Origin of the sequence: Aggregicoccus sp. 17bor-14, assembly GCF_009659535.1 — a bacterium.
GTDB lineage: Bacteria > Myxococcota > Myxococcia > Myxococcales > Myxococcaceae > Aggregicoccus.
In genome coordinates this window covers 102,455-118,853 of the sequence record NZ_VJZZ01000016.1, presented here as the reverse complement: position 1 = coordinate 118,853, position 16,399 = coordinate 102,455, and the positions used below count along the sequence as shown (strand labels likewise).

Annotated in this window: 16 protein-coding genes; 8 read left to right on the top strand and 8 right to left on the bottom strand. The window is 74.5% G+C overall.

The window, feature by feature from the left end:
• The first annotated feature begins 8 nt into the window (after positions 1-8).
• The gene (gene hemG, locus FGE12_RS25305; protein ID WP_153869171.1) at positions 9-1,376 is read left to right on the top strand and encodes a protoporphyrinogen oxidase; all 1,368 of its coding nucleotides are present in this window, start codon (positions 9-11) and stop codon (positions 1,374-1,376) included.
• Between the two features lie 4 nt (positions 1,377-1,380).
• Here hemG and FGE12_RS31060 read toward each other — a convergent pair whose 3' ends face one another.
• Positions 1,381-1,896 carry a DUF2378 family protein gene (locus tag FGE12_RS31060; RefSeq protein WP_194798261.1) on the bottom strand — a complete coding sequence of 172 codons (516 nt, stop codon included), beginning with the start codon at positions 1,894-1,896 and terminating at the stop codon, positions 1,381-1,383.
• 438 nt (positions 1,897-2,334) lie between these two features.
• Here FGE12_RS31060 and FGE12_RS25295 point away from each other — a divergent pair, with 438 nt between their 5' ends.
• Positions 2,335-2,871 carry a cytochrome c gene (locus FGE12_RS25295; RefSeq protein WP_194798260.1) on the top strand — a complete coding sequence of 179 codons (537 nt, stop codon included), beginning with the start codon at positions 2,335-2,337 and terminating at the stop codon, positions 2,869-2,871.
• Between the two features lie 18 nt (positions 2,872-2,889).
• On the opposite strand, the gene FGE12_RS25290 is transcribed toward FGE12_RS25295, so the two are convergent.
• Positions 2,890-4,353 (bottom strand): hypothetical protein, encoded by a 1,464-nt coding sequence (locus tag FGE12_RS25290; RefSeq protein WP_153869169.1) that lies wholly within the window; start codon positions 4,351-4,353, stop codon positions 2,890-2,892.
• 454 nt (positions 4,354-4,807) lie between these two features.
• Between FGE12_RS25290 and FGE12_RS25285 the strand changes: the two genes are divergently transcribed.
• Complete coding sequence (locus tag FGE12_RS25285; RefSeq protein ID WP_153869168.1) at positions 4,808-5,416, top strand: hypothetical protein; 609 nt, start codon at positions 4,808-4,810, stop codon at positions 5,414-5,416.
• A gap of 89 nt (positions 5,417-5,505) precedes the next feature.
• Here FGE12_RS25285 and FGE12_RS25280 read toward each other — a convergent pair whose 3' ends face one another.
• The 4 genes from FGE12_RS25280 to FGE12_RS25265 form a co-directional block, all read right to left on the bottom strand.
• Complete coding sequence (locus FGE12_RS25280; protein WP_153869167.1) at positions 5,506-5,901, bottom strand: hypothetical protein; 396 nt, start codon at positions 5,899-5,901, stop codon at positions 5,506-5,508.
• 32 nt (positions 5,902-5,933) lie between these two features.
• On the bottom strand, positions 5,934-6,263 hold the full coding sequence (locus tag FGE12_RS25275; RefSeq protein WP_153869166.1) for an HPF/RaiA family ribosome-associated protein: 330 nt from the start codon (positions 6,261-6,263) through the stop codon (positions 5,934-5,936).
• A 223-nt stretch (positions 6,264-6,486) separates the two neighbouring features.
• Positions 6,487-7,878 (bottom strand): sigma-54 dependent transcriptional regulator, encoded by a 1,392-nt coding sequence (locus tag FGE12_RS25270; protein WP_153869165.1) that lies wholly within the window; start codon positions 7,876-7,878, stop codon positions 6,487-6,489.
• 97 nt (positions 7,879-7,975) lie between these two features.
• A complete protein-coding gene (locus FGE12_RS25265) occupies positions 7,976-8,290 on the bottom strand; it encodes a TraR/DksA C4-type zinc finger protein (protein ID WP_153869164.1) in 315 nt (104 codons plus the stop codon).
• Between the two features lie 167 nt (positions 8,291-8,457).
• Between FGE12_RS25265 and FGE12_RS25260 the strand changes: the two genes are divergently transcribed.
• Both FGE12_RS25260 and FGE12_RS25255 read left to right on the top strand, forming a co-directional pair.
• Positions 8,458-9,024: a hemerythrin domain-containing protein gene (locus tag FGE12_RS25260; protein ID WP_153869163.1), complete on the top strand. Its 567-nt coding sequence runs from the start codon at positions 8,458-8,460 to the stop codon at positions 9,022-9,024.
• The gene (locus FGE12_RS25255; RefSeq protein WP_153869162.1) at positions 9,021-10,976 is read left to right on the top strand and encodes a pyridoxal-dependent decarboxylase; all 1,956 of its coding nucleotides are present in this window, start codon (positions 9,021-9,023) and stop codon (positions 10,974-10,976) included. Before FGE12_RS25260 ends, FGE12_RS25255 begins: the two co-directional genes overlap by 4 nt.
• Positions 10,977-10,982: 6 nt before the next feature.
• On the opposite strand, the gene FGE12_RS25250 is transcribed toward FGE12_RS25255, so the two are convergent.
• On the bottom strand, positions 10,983-11,426 hold the full coding sequence (locus FGE12_RS25250) for a CBS domain-containing protein (RefSeq protein WP_228531084.1): 444 nt from the start codon (positions 11,424-11,426) through the stop codon (positions 10,983-10,985).
• A 146-nt stretch (positions 11,427-11,572) separates the two neighbouring features.
• Here FGE12_RS25250 and FGE12_RS25245 point away from each other — a divergent pair, with 146 nt between their 5' ends.
• Positions 11,573-12,001 carry a universal stress protein gene (locus FGE12_RS25245; protein ID WP_194798259.1) on the top strand — a complete coding sequence of 143 codons (429 nt, stop codon included), beginning with the start codon at positions 11,573-11,575 and terminating at the stop codon, positions 11,999-12,001.
• 87 nt (positions 12,002-12,088) lie between these two features.
• On the opposite strand, the gene FGE12_RS25240 is transcribed toward FGE12_RS25245, so the two are convergent.
• Positions 12,089-14,353 (bottom strand): nitric-oxide reductase large subunit, encoded by a 2,265-nt coding sequence (locus FGE12_RS25240; RefSeq protein ID WP_370459143.1) that lies wholly within the window; start codon positions 14,351-14,353, stop codon positions 12,089-12,091.
• A 297-nt stretch (positions 14,354-14,650) separates the two neighbouring features.
• On the opposite strand from FGE12_RS25240, the gene FGE12_RS25235 reads away from it, so the two are divergent.
• The gene (locus FGE12_RS25235) at positions 14,651-15,082 is read left to right on the top strand and encodes a CBS domain-containing protein (RefSeq protein WP_153869160.1); all 432 of its coding nucleotides are present in this window, start codon (positions 14,651-14,653) and stop codon (positions 15,080-15,082) included.
• Positions 15,083-15,087: 5 nt separating this feature from the next.
• Positions 15,088-16,368 (top strand): hypothetical protein, encoded by a 1,281-nt coding sequence (locus tag FGE12_RS25230; protein ID WP_153869159.1) that lies wholly within the window; start codon positions 15,088-15,090, stop codon positions 16,366-16,368.
• The last annotated feature ends 31 nt before the right edge of the window (positions 16,369-16,399 follow it).

Here is a 16,399-nt window from a genome sequence, read left to right as displayed (position 1 = left end):
ACGGCCCCATGCGGGTGGTCATCATCGGCGGCGGCATCAGCGGGCTCGCGCTCGCGCACGGCCTGCGGGCGGCGGGCGCGCAGGTGCAGGTGCTCGAGGCGGGCGAGCGGCTGGGCGGCAACATCCGCACCCGCGCCCACGAGGGCTTCCTCACCGAGGACGGCCCCAACAGCTTCCTCGACAAGGAGCCCGCGCTGCGCGAGCTCATCGACGCTCTGGGGCTGGGCGCCCGCCTGCGCACCGCCTCGCCGGCCGCCCGCGCGCGCTTCCTCTACACGCGCGGCCGGCTGCGCGCCCTGCCCGCGAGCCCGCCCGCCTTCCTCACCTCGGACGTGCTGCCCCTCGGGGCCCGGCTGCGCGTGCTGGGCGAGCCCTTCACCCGCCGCGCGAAGGGCGGCCCGGAGCAGGACGAGTCGCTCGGCGACTTCGGCCGCCGCCACCTCGGGCGCACCGCCACCCGGGTGCTGCTGGGCGGCATGCAGGCGGGCATCTTCGCCGGGGACCTCGAGGCGCTCAGCGTCGCGGCGGTGTTCCCCAAGATGGCGGCGCTGGACCGCGAGCACCGCAGCCTGGTGCTGGGCGCGCTGCGCACGCGCCGCCTGCAGCGCGCGCTGCCCGGCGGCGCCGGCACCACCCCGCTGAGCGGCGCGATGTGCACCTTCGAGGGCGGGCTGCAGACGCTGGTGGACGCGCTCGCGGCCGTGCTCGCTCCGTGCGTTCGCCTCGGCGCGCGGGTGGAGTCGCTCGCGCGCGAGGGAGGCGGCTGGCGCGTGCAGCTCGCGGACGGTGAGGTGGTGCAGGCCGAGCGCGTGGTGCTGTGCGTGCCCGCGCCCGCGGCCGCCGCGCTGCTGCGCCCGCTGGACGCGGCGCTCGCCGAGCCGCTCGAGGCCATCCCCTACGCGCCGGTGGGCGTGGTGCACCTGGGCTTCGCGCCCGGCGCGCTCGCGCAGCCCGAGGGCTTCGGCTTCCTCGTGCCGCCCGAGGAGGGCCGGCCGCTGCTCGGCTGCATCCACGTCTCCACGGTGTTCCCCTTCCGCGCGCCCGCGGGGCAGGTGCTGCTCACGTGCCTGCTGGGCGGAGTGGGACATCCGCAGGTGGCGCAGCTGCCGGAGGAGGCGCTGGTGGGGCTCGCGCGCGAGGAGCTGCAGCGGCTCGCGGGCATCACGGCCGCGCCCGCGCTTCAGCAAGTGGTGCGCTGGCCGCGCGCCATCCCCCAGTACAACGTGGGGCACCTCGCGCGGGTGGCGCGGCTGGAAGGGGCGCTCGCGCGCTGGCCGGGGCTGCGCGTGAGCGGCAACGCGGTGCGCGGCGTGGGGCTCGCGGACTGCGTGCGCGAGGCCGCGGTGCTCGCGCGCGCGCTCGCGCAGGAGGCCTGAGGCGCTACCAGCGCGCGCGCAGCGTGAAGCGCTTCGCGTCGTGCACCTGCGTCTCCACCTGGGCCACGGTGCGCGTGAGGGCCAGCGCCTCCTCGACGATGCCCGCCAGCAGGTGGGGCAGCGCCTGGGTCTCGTGCGTGTAGTCCAGCGCGTAGTCGTGCGGGCCCAGCTCGCGCAGCTTCACGCTCAGCGGCGCATCTCCCAGCCGCATGTACTCGGGCATGCGGCCCAGCAGCCGCTGCGGGCCCATCAGGGGCAGCATCGCGCCGATGACCCGGCCCACCAGCGTCTTGAGGAAGCCGCGCACGAAGGCGTGTCCCAGCTCGCGCTGGGCCGCCTCCTCGCTCAGCCCGGGGTAGAGGCGCCGCTGCGCCACGGCCACGCAGCGGGTGAAGACCTGCGCGGGGTAGCGCACCTGCACGTGCTGGGCGTCGAAGCCCGCGGCGCGCAGGTCCGCGGCGAGCGCCGCGTCCACCTCCAGGCCGCGCACGAAGAGCGACTCGAAGAGCAGGGACTGCACGAGGGGCTCCGCTGCGGCAGGGAGCGGAGACGGCGGGGAGTGGGGCACGGGGAGGTGTCCTGGGAGGGGTGCTGCAGCTGCGCGGGCCCGCGAACTGTAGCGTCCGCTCGCCGAGCGCCGGAAGTTGGGTCGGGGCGCACCCCGGACCTCATGCCGCGCTGTGGCGACGCACGCTGCGTGAGCGCAGCTCCGCGGGCTGCGGCTCGCGCGCCGAGCCCTCAGTCGCTCGGCGCAGGGCGCAGGTGTGGGGTGCGCGCGAGCTCGCCCGGCCGCCAGGACGACATGCTGGCGCCTGGCGGCTCTCCTGCACGCGGCGTGCGTGCCTGCACCGTCGGCCCTCGCTCGTGGTCGACGCGCAGTGCCGTCCAGCCACCGCTCCGTGCGCGGGTGGCACAACGCGCTGGGGACGCCCGGAGGCCCGCGCTAGAAGGTCGTCCCATGCGCTGCCGTCCCTTCCGCCTTCTGCCCCTCCTCCTCGCCGTGGCCGCCACCGGTTGTGAGGAGCGCGCTCCTGCGCCGCAGCCCCCGCCGCCCGCCGCAGCGCCGTCCAGTGCGCCGCCTCCGGAGGCCGTCGCGTCGCCGGCCAGCGCGCCTGCGCCCAGCGCGCCTCCGTCCAACCCACCGCCGTCGAGCGCTGCGTCCCCCACGAGCGCCGCGCCGGCCCCTGCCCCGGTGCAGCTCACCGCCGAGCAGCGCGAGGCGGCGCGCGCCACGTACGAGAGCCGCTGCGCCACCTGTCACGGCCCGCAGGGCGCGGGCGACGGCCCGGCCGCGCGCGGGCTGGAGCCGGCGCCGCGCAACCTGCAGGACGCCGCCTGGCAGCGCACGGTGACGGACGAGCACCTGGAGCGCGTCATCACCGGCGGCGGCCTCGCCGTGGGCAAGAGCGTGCTGATGCCGCCCAGCCCGGACCTGCGCGGGCGGCCCGAGCTCGCGGCCCTGCGCGCCTACGTTCGCTCGCTCGCGAAGAAGTAGGCGCGCGCAGCGCCGCGCTCAGGGCCGCGTGGGCGTGAAGCTGAAGAGCGCGTCGCCCTCGGCCACCCGCCCCTGCCCGTCCGCGCGCACCGCCACGTCCACCGGGAAGGGCGGGTTCACCTCTTCGATCGGCAGCGCGATGGACCACTGGTGCGCGCCCGTGCCGGAGAGCCTCGCGACGAAGAGGCTGGGCGCACCGGCCGTGCCCAGCGCGCCGCCGCCCAGGTCCTGCACGCCGCTCGCGCGTCCCGCCACGGTGACGAGCCCGCGCGCGTCCACCGCCACGTTCGCCCCCAGCATGCTGCGCCCCAGCTCCTGCCCCCACTGCGCGGGGCCGTCGTACGCCGCCACCAGCAGCACCGTGCGCGCGGCCGCGGTGGCGAGCAGCGAGCGGCCCCAGCGCACCTCGCGCTCGGTGTTGAAGCGGCCCACGCTCGCGACCGTGCCGTCCGGCCCCACCGCGATGCGGTCCAGCTGCCCGCTGAACTCGCCGAAGCGCTTCTCCCACACCACGCCGCCGTTCGCGTTCACCCGCGCGAGGTAGGGCGTGACCATGGGGCTGCCGTCGGACGCGGTGACCACCGTGTGCCCGGCGACGAAGCTGTCGTCCGCGGGCCCCAGCGCCACGCCCGAGCCGAAGCCGCGCACGCTGCCCGTGAAGGCGTGCACCGTGCGCGTCGCGCCCTCCAGGTCCACGCGCAAGAGCAGGCCCTGCGCCTCCACGCCCGCGGGCGGCGCGTCCAGGCCCAGCTCGGAGCTCGCACCGCTGAAGGAGCCGGCGAGCGCGATGGAGGTCGCGGACGCGGCCACGTCGCGCACCGCGAGCGAGCGCTCCGCGGTGAGCGCGCGGGCGAAGCGCCACGTGCCCTCCGGCGAGAGCAGCGCGACGAAGCCGTTGGAGTCCGGGAAGGGGCGGCCGGTGAGCGTGCCCACGGGCGTCACCAGCGGATCGCGGAAGGTGCCGCCCAGCGCCTCGCTGCCGTCGGGCAGCACGGCCAGGTGGTACTCGGGCCCGCGCGGCCCCTCGTCTCCGCTCTCGCGGCTGCCGCCCGAGGGCAGCGCGTGCACCGCGGTCGCCTGCAGCTGCGCATCCAGCAGCACCACCGCGTGCTGCAGGCTGCCCGTGCCGTCGTTGGGCAGCGTGCGCCCCTGGAAGTCGGGCGTGCCGGTGTAGCGCACGAGCACGTGCGTGCGGCCGGCCGCGTCCGTACCCACCTCGAGCACGTCCTGCGAGAAGGGGTGGCGCTCGAAGGTCGCGCCCGTCTCCACCTTCGCAGGCCCCGCGTCCGGAGCGCCCGCATCCGGCGCCCCGGCGTCCGGTGCGCCCGCATCCGGAGCGCCCGCGTCCGGCGCCCCCGCGTCCGGCAGGCCGCCGTCGAGCCCGGGCGCGGGCTGGGGCGCGCCGCCGCCACCGCCCTCCCCCGAGTCGCCGCAGCCCGCGGCCGCGAGCGCCGTCAGCCCCACCACCAGCAGCGCCGCCATCCGGCTCGCGCGCTGCGTCCCCCGCCTCTTTGCCTCTGCGCCCACGGCCCCACCCCTCGTCGCCGACCACGACCCACTGCCGAGGGGACATGCTTGGCCATCGCCCCCATGTGGGGCACAGGGGCCGGGCCGCCTGCCTGCCCTGCGTGCGCCCGAGAGCGACCCTGCACCGAAGGGGCTGGAGTCCGTGGACCTTCGTGCTCGGCCGCCGTCCGGCAGGGCAGTCCTCGCACGCCCCTCCCTGCGCCGTGCAACCCGCTTGCGCCGTCTTCACGCGGTGCAAAACCTCGCAAACGAGGGATGCACAGAAGTGCACGCCTTCCTGCTCCCTGGGTGCACGAGGGGTGCGGGCCCGAAATGAGGCAAGGAGAGTGCATCGAGGCTGCACCGCAGACTCGGCGTGCACAGGTTTTCACAACCCGTTGGTCAATCCGAAGTCGAAGGAGAGCGCGTTATGCTTCGCAAGATGCAGTGGGCCGCTGCGGCCCTGGTGCTGGGGACGGCGTCGGTCGCTGCGGCGCAGTCGGACGAGCCGGCCATCAATCAGGTACCCGAGAAGACCTCGGAGAAGGTCCAGCAGGTGAAGTCGTCGGCGGACGCCGGCAACTTCGGCCGCATGAACCAGCTGGTCATCGACGGCGCCTTCGACGCGCGGCTCGGCTACCGCACGACGGACGACAAGTTCTACATCAACGTGGCGCCGGGCCTGGACTACTTCATCAAGGACAACGTCTCGGTGGGCGCGAGCGTGAACCTGGGCACCACCATCGGTGACGGCGACGACGAGACCCAGATCGGCGGCCAGCTGCGGCTCGGCTACAACATGCCCGTCGCCGAGACGCTGAGCCTCTGGCCCCGCGCGAAGGCGGGCATCGTCTACTCGAGCAGCTCCGCCATCAACTCGCCCAAGACCACGTCCTTCCTGCTCGGCGTGGAGGCGCCCGTGCTCTTCCACCCGGTGAACCACTTCTTCGTGGGCGCCGGGCCGAAGATCGACTTCTTCCTCGGCGACGGCAGCGGCGTGGACCTCGGCGTGCAGACCATCGTCGGCGGCTACTTCTAGGCCACACGCCTCGCGCAGGCTTCGCAGTCCAGGCGGGCCCCGCCTCCTCTCAGCGGGGAGGTGCGGGCCCGCCGTGTTTGCGGCGCGCCCTACAGGTGCGTCATGAAGAAGAGGCTGGGCCGGATGGCGAGGATGCCGCCGGCAATGAGCGCGAGCCCCAGCACCACCGCCACCAAGGGCAGCGCGTAGCCGGGCTGCGGGCGCTTGCGGTTCTTCACCAGCAGGATGTGCACCACCGCCACCGCGAGCAGCATCATCACGATGTGGCCGATGAGCGCCGGGTAGTAGCGGCCCATGGCCACCAGGATGAGCCCGAGCAGCACCTGCAGGTCCAGGAGCCCGCTGAACACCGCGCCCATCACCCGCACGGTGCGGGTGGCGGGCTGCTTGCGGGCGAGGCCCACGGCGAAGAACACGGCGGCGACGAGGCCCGCGAGCAGCACGAGGAAGCGCAGGCCCGAGTGTGCGGCGAAGAGTGCGTTCATGGGAGCGCACTCTTAGCCTACTTCACGCGGCGCTAGTGACGGCGCGCGGTGCGGGTGTACTCCTGCAGCTTGCGGCGGGCGGCGTCGAAGGCCTCGTGCAGGGTGGCGTACGGGTCCTCGAAGAGCGCGTCGTCCGCCGGCGCGCGGTCCACCACGATGTTGCGGCCGGGCACCGCCATGGCCACGCGCACGTGGAAGTGGTTGCCCTGCTGATGGCTGCGGTGCGGCTCCTCCACGACCACCCTGCAGGTCAGGATGCGGTCGCAGAACTGCTCCAGCTTCTCTGCGTACTCCTCGATGCGCTCCCTCACGGCCTCGCTCGGCGCCATCCCACGGAAGGTGATCTGCAGCGGCTGGTTCATCGCGCTTCCCTCTCCTGTGTGTGAGGTCCCCGCGGCGCGGACGGCCCCGGGGGCCGGTGTTGCACCTCCGAAGAGATGCATCCCGAGGGCCAGCGGATCAGCGCGGGCAACCCCGCGAAAGGGCGCGGGTGGGCAGGTGCCCACCTGGCGCAGGAGGGGCGGGAGTGACGCAGGCGTTTCGCACCCGGTGGGAAGCGCGTAACCCTTGCGCCACCGGTGCGGCTTATGAGGCCTCGCTCGCCTCGGGGTCCGGGCTACTTCCGCCCCCGGCGTACTCCTTGAGCTTGTATTGGATCTTGCGCACGCTGATGCCCAGGACCTCGGCCGCGCGCGCGGTGGAGCCCTGCACCATCTCGAGCGTGCGCAGGATGGCCTCGCGCTCGATGGCGGCGAGCGTGGCGCCGGGGATGAGCCGCTCGCCGCTCTCGGCGCTGGGCCGCGGCCCGCGCAGCACGGGCGGCAGGTCGTCCGCGGTGAGCTCCTCGCCCTGCGCGAGCACGACGGCGCGCTCCACCGCGTTCTCCAGCTCGCGGATGTTGCCCGGCCAGTCGTGGCTGAGCAGCGCCTGCAGGGTGCCGGGGGCGAGCCCCTTGAGGCTCTTGCCGTACGCCGCGTTGGAGCGCTCGAGGAAGTGGCTCACCAGCGCGGGGATGTCCCCCTTGCGCCGGCGCAGCGGGGGCAGCGTCACCGCCACCACGTTGAGCCGGTAGTAGAGGTCCTCGCGGAAGCGCCCCGCCTTCACCTCCGCCTGCAGGTCGCGGTGGGTGGCGGCCACGATGCGCACGTCCACCTTGAGGGTCTGCGTGCCGCCCACGCGCTCGAACTCGCGGTTCTGCAGCACGCGCAGCAGCTTCACCTGCACGGCCGGGGAGATCTCTCCGATTTCGTCCAGGAACAGCGTGCCGCCGTCCGCCATCTCGAAGCGGCCCTCCTTGCGAGCCACCGCGCCGGTGAAGGCGCCGCGCTCGTGGCCGAACAGCTCGCTCTCCAGCAGCCCCTCGCTCAGGGCCGCGCAGTGCACCTTCACGAAGGGCTTGTCCTTGCGCGGGCTGAGCTCGTGCAGCGCCTGGGCGACGAGCTCCTTGCCGGTGCCGCTCTCGCCGAGGATGAGCACGGTGGCCTTGGTGGGGGCCGCCTGGCGGATGAGCGCGTAGACGCCCTGCAGCTCGGGCGCGTCCCCGATGATGTTGCCCACCCGGTAGCGCTCCGCCACGCGCTCGCGCAGCTGCACGGTCTCGGTCTTGAGCCGGCGCGTCTCCAGCGCCTTGCCCAGCACGACGAGCACCGCGTCCATGTCCAGGGGCTTGGTGAGGTAGGTCTCGGCGCCCGCGCGCATCGCCTCCACGGCGGCCTCCACCGAGGCGAACGCGGTCATCACCACGAAGGTGGCGTCGCTGCCCGCCTCGCGCGCGCGGCGCATGAGGGTGAGCCCGTCCATCTGCGGCATGCGCACGTCCGTGAGCACCACCGCGGGGCTGAAGTCCGGCAGGCGGCCGAGCGCCTCGAGGCCGTCCGCGGCCTCCTGCACCTCGTAGCCCTCCTCCGCGAGAATGGTGGCGATGGCGCGCCGCGCGTTCGCCTCGTCGTCCACCACCAGGATGCGTTCTTTGGCCATGCCCCCTGATTAGCAAAGGACGCGCCGCGGCCGCGGGCGCATGTGGGCGCCGGGTTGGTGAAATGCACGCCTGGTCGCACACCCCCGGGGCGGGGGCTCAGGGCACGGAGAGCGCGGCGCGGCGCTCGGCGGCGCAGCCGAGGCAGTGGCGCGCCTCGGGCACCGCGCGCAGGCGCTGGCGGCCCACCGCCCCGCCACAGTGCTCGCAGGTGCCGAAGCGCCCCGCCTCGATGCGCGCGAGCGCCGCCTCCACCTCGTCCAGCTCCTCGCGCTCCTGGCGCACCGGCAGGGCGCCCGGCGCGGGCGCGTGCAGCAGCAGCAGGCGCAGGGTGTCGCGGCGGCGCTGCAGCATCTGGCGCGCCTGGCTCGTCATCGGGTCGTGGGCCCGGAGGGGGCTCCGGAAGGGGCTCATGGACGCGCTCTTCTTCACGAAGCGTGCCCGGGTGGGCGCGGCGGTGCGTGGGGAGCCCCGCCGCAAACCCTGCGCGCCGCGGCCCGCGCCCGCGCAAGCGCTGCGCCTCGGGGCAGGGCTGCCCGGGAGGGGCCCGGGCGGCATGCCACTTGCGAAGGCCGCGGCGCATGCTGATCAACCTGCACTTCGGCGCTTCCCCCTCTCCCGCCGCGGGCGGCGGCCCCGTGGCGGCGCGCCTGCGCGAGTGCCACGAGCGCATCCGGCGCTTCTGCGCCATGGCGGTGCGCCTGGCGGGCGCCGCCCCGGCCGTGAAGCCCGCGGAGGTGGTGGACGCCGCGCGCCAGCTGCAGCGCTACTTCGCCACCGCGCTGCCGCTGCACGTGGCGGACGAGGACGGCACCGTGCTGCCCCGGCTGCTGGCGGCCGACGCGGGGCCCGAGGTGCGCGAGGCGCTCGAGCGCATGGAGCGCGAGCACCGCGACATCGACGCGGCGCTGCCTGCGCTCTTGGACGCCTGGGACGCCCTGCAGCACGAGCCCGCGCAGCTCGCGGCGCGCGCGCGCACGCTGCTCGCGGCCTCGGTGCGGCTGGAGGAGGCGCTGCTCGCGCACCTGGAGCTGGAGGAGCGCGTCATCCTCCCCGCGCTGGATGCGCAGGTGCCGCTCGCCGAGCAGGCGCCGATGGTGGAGGAGATGAAGGCGCGGCGCGCCCTGGCCCCGGCCGGTGGCGCGTGAGCGGCGGCGGCGGGCTGGACCTGGCCTCGCTGTTCCTCGGCCCCAAGGGAGAGAACGCGGACGTGCTGGAGCGCCTGCTGCTCGAGGCGCTGCGCGACCACGTCTTCTGGCGGCGCAACTTCCACCCCGAGGACGGCTTCCTCGTGCAGGAGTCCGAGCGGCGCGCGCCCGCGTACGAGGGCGCGATGGCGCGGCTGCAGACCGAGCTGATGGGGCTGCTCGGCGCGCTCAAGGAGGGCGTGCCCTTCTTCAGCCCGCGCTACGTGGGCCACATGTGCTCGGACCTCACCCTGGCGAGCCTCGTGGGCTACTTCGCCGCGCTGCTCTACAACCCCAACAACGTGAGCGCCGAGGCCAGCCCCGTCACCACCCGGCTGGAGCTGCAGGTGGCCGCGCAGCTCGCGCACATGGTGGGCTACGCGCCCGAGCGGCAGTGGGGCCACCTCACCTCGGGCGGCAGCGTGGCGAACCTCGAGGCCCTGTGGGTGGCGCGCAACGTGCGCTACCTGCCGGTGGCGCTGCGCTGGGCCGCCGAGGAGGCGGGGCTCGCGCAGCTGCAGGTGGTGGGGGCCCGCGGGCAGCGCGCGCCCCTGCAGGCGCTCTCCCTGTGGGAGCTGCTCAACGTGGCGCCCGCGCACGCGCTGGACCTGGCGGACGCGTTTCGCGCCGCGGTGGGCGACGGGGCGCGGGCGGCGGCGCTGCTGCAGCGCCACTCGCTCGGGGGCCTGGGCTACCAGGAGTTCGGCAGCCGGCTCGCGCAGCAGTTCCGCGACGCGCTGCCGCCCGCCGTCGTGCTCGTGCCCTCCACCGCGCACTACTCGTGGGAGAAGGTGTGCCGGGTGCTGGGCATCGGGAGCGGCCAGCTGGTGAAGGTGCCGGTGGACGGGCACTTCCGCATGTCGCTGGACGCGCTCGAGGACACGCTGGGGAGGCTCGCCGCAAGGCAGCAGCCGGTGCTCGCCTGCGTCAGCGTGGTGGGCACCACCGAGGAGGGCGCGGTGGACCGGCTGGACCGCGTGGCGCAGCTGCGCGAGCGCGTGGGGCGCGAGCTCGGGCTCGCCTTCGCGCTGCACGCGGACGCGGCGTGGGGCGGCTACGCGGCCGCCATCACCCGCGATGCGCAGGGGGCGAGGCGCTCGCACGAGGACGCGCTCGCGGACGCCGCGCCGGAGGCCTGGCCGGACGAGGGCGTGTACCGCGCGCTCGTCGCGCTCGAGCAGACCGACTCCGTCACCATCGACCCGCACAAGCTGGGCTTCATCCCCTACCCCGCCGGCGCCGTCTCCTTCCGCGACCGGCGCGTGCGCGAGCTCGTCGCGGTGGAGGCGCCCTACGTCTTCCACGGCGCAGCCGGCGTGGACGCGGGCGCGAGGGGCGACGAGGCCGCGGGCCTGGGGCGCTACATCGTGGAGGGCAGCAAGCCGGGCGCGGCGGCGGCCGCCGTGTGGATGAGCCACCAGGTGCTGCCGCTGGACGCCTCGGGCTACGGGCGGCTCGTCACCGACACCGCGCGCGGTGCCCGCGCCCTGCACCGGCGGCTCGCGACGGGAGACTGGGCGCCCTTCCGCGTGCTGCCCCTGCCCGCGAGCGACCTGAACATCGTCTGCTTCGCGCTCGCCCACCCGCAGCTGCGCACGCTCGAGGACGTGAACGCCTTCACGGCGCGCGTGCACGGCGCGCTGAGCGCGGGCGGCGGGCGCTCGGCGCGCCGGCTCGACTTCTTCGTCACCCGCACCACGCTGCGGGCCGAGGAGTACGGCGGCGCGGTGGAGCCGCTGCTCCTGGAGCTGGGCTTCGGCGCCCGGGACTTCGAGCGCGCGGGCGGCCTCGCGGTGCTGCGCTGCACCATCATGGACCCCTTCCTCGCGCAGCGCCGCGGCAGGGTGGACTTCATCCAGGCCTTCGCCCAGACGCTCAGCGCCACGCTGCACGCGCAGCTGCCCGCGCGCTGAGCCGTCTCAGCGCTCGCGCCGCGTGGCGCTCGCCCTCGGGCTGCGGCGGCGCGCCGGAGCGGGGCGCGCGCACAGCTGCTCCAGCGCGTGCAGCGCGTCCACCGTGGTGAAGATGCCCACCAGCTCGCCGTCCTCCAGCACCAGGGCGCTGCCCAGCTTGCGCGCGGCCATCTCGTGCACCACCTGCTGCAGCGGCACGTCCGCCTCCACGCTGAACAGGTCCTGGGTCATCGCCTCCTCCACGGCCACGCCCTCGGGGTCCACGTCGCGCAGGGTCTCGATGAGGTGCAGGTCGCGCTGCGAGACCAGCCCCACCAGCTGGCCGCCGCTGCGCACCGGGAGGTGGCGCACGCCGTGCGCGTTCATCAGGCGGTGGGCCTCGGCGAGCGGCTGCTGCGCGCCGATGGCGTGCACCGGGTGGGTCATGAAGTGACGGATGGACTCGGTCATGGCGGGCCTCCTCGGGCTCGGGGCCCGGGTGCGGGCCTCACCCCGTGTGAGGAGCAAAGTTCCGGCCAGCGCCCGCAGCCCGGGCGCGCGCCATGCATTCCCAGGAGCCAGGGCGGCGCGCCTCCCGCGCGCTGCAGGCGGAGGGCATGACGATGAAGCGGATCCTGGTGTGTGTGGATGGCTCCGAGGCGTCCGGACGGGCGCTCGAGCTCGCGGTGAAGCTGGCCCGTCTCGAGGGCGCGCAGGTGGCGGTGACGCACGTGGCGCCCCCGGCGGTGCACCCGCTGGAGGGCGACGTGGGTGCGGTGGTGGAGCCTGCGCCCGAGCTGCCAGAGAGCGTGCTCGCGCAGCGGGCGGCAGAGCGCGCGAAAGCGCTCGGTGCGCCGGACGCGGTGTGGTCCGTGCTCAGCGGCGAGGCGCCCGCCGAGGCGCTTGCCCGGGCCGCGGAGGCGCAGGACTGCGACCTGGTCGCGGTGGGCAGCCGCGGGCAAGGCGCGCTTGCACGGGCGCTGCTGGGGAGTACCTCCAGCCAGCTCGTGAAGCTGTGCCGGCGCCCCGTGCTCGTCGTGCACTGAGGCGCCGGGTTGGTCATCCCTCACCCCGACCCTCTCCCAGGGGGAGGGGGGACGGGGCGGGGGCTCGAGCCAGCGGCGTACAGCGCGCTACGGCTCGAGGCTGGGCGCGGGCACGACGCCCTCGCGCTGCTCCGCGCGGGCCACCGGACGGGCGCGGCCCAGCTGCAGCACGAAGAGCACCAGCGCGATGGCGCCCAGCGCGAAGAGCGAGTCACCGGGCACGCGCAGCCAGCGCAGCGTGTTCATCAGCGGCGTCTGGAGGAACTCGGCGCTGCGCGCGTACCAGTAGCCGTGCTCCACCGAGGCCCAGGTCTGCAGCAGGCCCACCGGCAGCAGGCTGCCCACCACCATGATCATCAGGCCGCCGTTGATGGACCAGAAGGCGAAGCGCACCAGCCGCTCCTTCCAGACCAGGCGCGGGTCCATGGCGCGCAGGCAGAAGAGCATCAGCCCGATGCCCAGCATCCCGTACACGCCGAAGAGCGCGGCGTGGCCGTGTACCGGCGTCGTGTTGAGCCCCTGCATGTAATAGAGCGCGATGGGCGGGTTGATCATGAAGCCGAAGAGCCCCGCGCCCACCAGGTTCCAGAAGGCCACCGAGATGAAGAAGTAGATGGGCCACTTGTAGTTGCGCACCCAGGGCTTCGCGTGGCTGAGCTGGTAGTTGTGCCAGGCCTCGTAGCCCACGAAGAGCAGCGGCACGACCTCGAGCGCGCTGAACACCGAGCCCAGCGCGAGCACCACCGTGGGCGTGCCGGAGAAGTACAGGTGGTGCAGCGTGCCGATGACGCCGCCCGCGAGGAAGATGGTGGCGCTGAGCACCGTGGCCTCGCCGGCCGTGCGCAGGGAGAGCAGCTTGAGGCGCGCGAAGAGGAAGGCGATGACCACCGTGGCGAAGACCTCGAAGAAGCCCTCCACCCACAGGTGCACCACCCACCAGCGCCAGTACTCTGCGACGGCGAGGTTGGTGTGCCGCCCCGCCCCCAGCGCCGCGCCGTAGAAGCCCGCGATGGCGAAGGAGGAGATGAGGAAGAGCGTGAGCACCGTGCGCTGCTCGTCCTTGCGCTTGAGCGCGGGCCAGATGGCGCGCGCCACGAGGAAGAGCCAGAGGAAGAGCCCCACCAGCAAGGCAATCTGGAAGGCGCGCCCCAGGTCGATGTACTCGTAGCCGCTGTGGCCGAAGTAGAACCAGAGGTCGCCCACGCCCAGCTTGTGCATCACGCTGAGCCACTGGCCCGCCATGCTGCCGAGCACCACCACCAGCAGCGCGCCGAAGAGCACGTTGACGCCGGCGCGCTGGTAGCGCGGCTCCTCGCCGCCCACCGCCGGGCCGATGTAGAGCCCCGCCGCGAGCCACGCGGTCGCAATCCAGAAGATGCCCAGCTGCGTGTGCCAGGTGCGGGTCACCACGTAGGGCAGGTACTCGGCGAGCGGGAAGCCATAGAAGGCGCCGCCCTCCACTCCGTAGTGCGCCGTCACCACGCCCAGGATGATCTGCAGGAGCAGCAGCCCGCTCACCACCCAGAAGTACTTCACCACCGCGCGCTGCGAGGGCGTGGCGCGCGCGGAGAGCAGCGGGTCGTGCGCGGGCACGTCGCCGTGCAACTCCTCCTTCGGCCGCGTGGCGTAATAGAAGGCCATGGCGCCCAGGCCCGCGAGCAGCACGATGATGCTCACGCCCGTCCACACCACCGTGTCGCCCGAGGGCACGTTGCCCACCAGCGCCTCGTGCGGCCAGTTGTTGGTGTAGCTGATGGTGTCGCCGGGGCGCTCGGTGGACGCGGCCCAGCTGCTCCAGAAGAAGAAGCCCGAGAGCAGGCGCAGCTGCGCGGGGTCGCTCAGCGTGCCCGCGGGCATCGCGTACGCGTCGCGCCCGCGGCCGAACACGTCGCTGTAGTAGGCGAGGTTCGCCTCGAAGGCGCGCGCGCGCACCGGCGCGAGCGTCAGCGTACCGGTGGCCGGGTCATAGGTGTTCTTGCGCATCAGCTCCTGCAGCCGCCGCTGCAGCGCGGCCTGCTGCGGGGCGGGCAGCGTGTCGTAGTCCGCGCCGTGGTCCTCGCGCGCCCACGCCTGCAGGATGAAGAGCGACTCGCGGTGCAGCCAGTCCGCCGTCCAGTCCGGCGCCACGTAGCTGCCGTGGCCCCAGATGCTGCCCACCTCCATGCCGCCCAGGGACTGCCACACGTTCTGGCCCGCCTGCAGCTCGCCAGGGCCGAAGAGCGTGCGGCCCTCGGTGGTGACCACGTGCTCGGGCACCGGTGGGGCCTGCTGGTAGATGCGCAGGCCCACCCAGCCCAGCACGGAGAACGAAGCCAACAGCACGGCCGCGAAGGCCATCCACAGCTTTCTCACGCTCTGCTCCTCTCGTCGGTACGGCGCGCGTGGGGCGCAGTGCTGCGCCCGAGCGCCTGAAGCCCGGCCCCGCGAGCGCTTCCCGCCCCGAGCCCAGGAGTGTCCGGGGAGCCTGCGTGTGCATCGGGCGTACCGGAGCGCGCCACGGGTGCGGCACGGGGTGCGGCGCGCAATCCCTGCGCGCGTTGCGGCCACCGGGCGCAGCCGCTGCGCCCCACGGGACCTGGAGCCTCGGCCGATGCGCTGGCCCTGCGGATGCATTAGCGCAGGGGGGAACACCTCACCCGGGAGCGCACCATGCTGCAGGTTCAAGACCTCATGACCCGCGATGTCATCACCCTGCGGCCGATGGAGAACCTGCGCCGCGTGGAGGCGCTGCTGCGCCGCGGCCGCGTGCGCCACCTGCCGGTGGTGGACGGCGGGCGGCTGGTGGGCCTGGTCACCCACCGCGACCTGCTCGCGGCGCTCGCGCGCGGAGGCGGCGCGGCGACCGAGCCCGCCGTGTGGGCGATCGACGCGATGACCCGCGACGTGAGGACCGTGCGCCCGGAGACCTCGCTGCGCGAGGCGCTCGAGCTGATGCTGAAGAACAAGTTCGGCTGCCTGCCCGTCGTCGACGCCGCGGGGAGCCTGGTGGGCATCGTCACCGAGTCGGACCTGGTGCGCTTCTGCGGCGAGCTGGTGGTCGGGCTCGACCGGCGCAGCGAGGCGGCGGAGTACGAGTGCTGATGGCCGTGCGCGCGCTCCTCCGCTCCCTCTTCAGCCCCGCCGAGCCGCGCGGCTACCTGCGCCTCGCGCTCGGCTACTACCTGCTCGCCACCTCGCTGGGGCTCCTGCTGCGCCTCGCCTTCGTGAGCCCCCTGCTCGCGTGGCTGCCCTTCGGCAACGCGCTGCACGCGCACTCGCACACGCTGTACTTCGGCTGGGTGGGGCTCGCCCTCTTCGCGCTCGCCTTCGAGCGCCTCGGGGCGCCCGGCGCCCCGCTCGCGCGCGCGGACCGCGCGGCCCTCACCCTCATCCACCTCGTCTCGCTCGCGACCTTCGTCGCCTTCCTGCACTCCGGGTACGGGCGGCCGGGCGTCATCGTCTCGGCGAGCTCGCTCTTCGTGTGGCTCTACGCCGCGGCCCGCCTCGCGCTGCGGCTGCGCGGGCGCACGGGCGTGGCGTACGGCTTCCTGCGCGGCGCGCTCGCCTACCTCGTGCTCGCGATGCTCGGTGCCGTCGGGCGCGTGGTGCTGCTCGCGGCGCACGTGAAGGACGCGCACCTGGGCCAGCTCGCCGTCTTCGCCTTCCTGCACTGCTTCGCGGGCTTCTTCGTGCTCGGGCTGATGGGGCTGCTGGTGCTGCACGCCGCGGAGCTCGGCGTGCGCTTCGAGGAGGCGCCGCTGCGCCGCTTGCTGCGCTGGAAGGTGCTGCTCGCCTGGCTCACCTTCCCGCTCGGCGTGCCGGGCGGGAGCAGCGGTGCGCTGGGGTGGGCGGCGCGCGCGGCGGCGCTCGCGCTCGCCTACCCGGGCTTCCTCTGGGTGCGCACCCTCTGGCGCGCCTCGCGCTCCACGCAGGGCTCGCTGCGCGGGCTGCTGCGCTGGGTCGCGCTGTGGGCGCTGCTCGAGGGCGGCATGGAGGCGGCCGGCGCGCTGGGGCTCTCCGAGTGGGCGACGCGGCTGCACCACCCCGCCATCCTCTACCTGCACGTGCTCCTGCTGGGCGTGGTGACGGGCGGGCTCCTGCTCCCCCTGCTGCTGCAGCTGGGGCGGCGCCCCGGCGCGCTGCACCTGCACCACGCGGGGCTCGCGCTGATGGCCGCGGGGCTCGCGCTCACGGGTGCAGGGATGCAGGGGCTGCTCGGCTTCGGCACGCAGCTGCTGCGCGCGGGGCTGGTGCTCGCGGCGGCCGGTGGCGCCGGGGTGGTGCTCGCGGGCTTCGCGCTCGCGCTGCCCTGGGCGCGTGGCAGGGCGGTTGCAGTCTCCCCTCCCGAGGGGCAGGAGCCCCCGTCCCCGCGCGCAGAGTTTGCGTGAGCGGGGCTGTGGGTGCGCAGTGGCTGCGCGC

What these genes read in the sequence shown, in the direction of transcription:
- FGE12_RS25250 (WP_228531084.1), bottom strand. Translation starts at nt 11,426, where the DNA reads ATGACCGAGTCCATCCGTCACTTCATGACCCACCCGGTGCACGCCATC.
- hemG (WP_153869171.1), top strand. Translation starts at nt 9, where the DNA reads ATGCGGGTGGTCATCATCGGCGGCGGCATCAGCGGGCTCGCGCTCGCG.
- FGE12_RS25265 (WP_153869164.1), bottom strand. Translation starts at nt 8,290, where the DNA reads ATGAGCCCCTTCCGGAGCCCCCTCCGGGCCCACGACCCGATGACGAGC.
- FGE12_RS25290 (WP_153869169.1), bottom strand. Translation starts at nt 4,353, where the DNA reads ATGGCGGCGCTGCTGGTGGTGGGGCTGACGGCGCTCGCGGCCGCGGGC.
- FGE12_RS25245 (WP_194798259.1), top strand. Translation starts at nt 11,573, where the DNA reads ATGACGATGAAGCGGATCCTGGTGTGTGTGGATGGCTCCGAGGCGTCC.
- FGE12_RS25235 (WP_153869160.1), top strand. Translation starts at nt 14,651, where the DNA reads ATGCTGCAGGTTCAAGACCTCATGACCCGCGATGTCATCACCCTGCGG.
- FGE12_RS25270 (WP_153869165.1), bottom strand. Translation starts at nt 7,878, where the DNA reads ATGGCCAAAGAACGCATCCTGGTGGTGGACGACGAGGCGAACGCGCGG.
- FGE12_RS25275 (WP_153869166.1), bottom strand. Translation starts at nt 6,263, where the DNA reads ATGAACCAGCCGCTGCAGATCACCTTCCGTGGGATGGCGCCGAGCGAG.
- FGE12_RS25285 (WP_153869168.1), top strand. Translation starts at nt 4,808, where the DNA reads ATGCTTCGCAAGATGCAGTGGGCCGCTGCGGCCCTGGTGCTGGGGACG.
- FGE12_RS25280 (WP_153869167.1), bottom strand. Translation starts at nt 5,901, where the DNA reads ATGAACGCACTCTTCGCCGCACACTCGGGCCTGCGCTTCCTCGTGCTG.
- FGE12_RS25260 (WP_153869163.1), top strand. Translation starts at nt 8,458, where the DNA reads ATGCTGATCAACCTGCACTTCGGCGCTTCCCCCTCTCCCGCCGCGGGC.
- FGE12_RS25295 (WP_194798260.1), top strand. Translation starts at nt 2,335, where the DNA reads ATGCGCTGCCGTCCCTTCCGCCTTCTGCCCCTCCTCCTCGCCGTGGCC.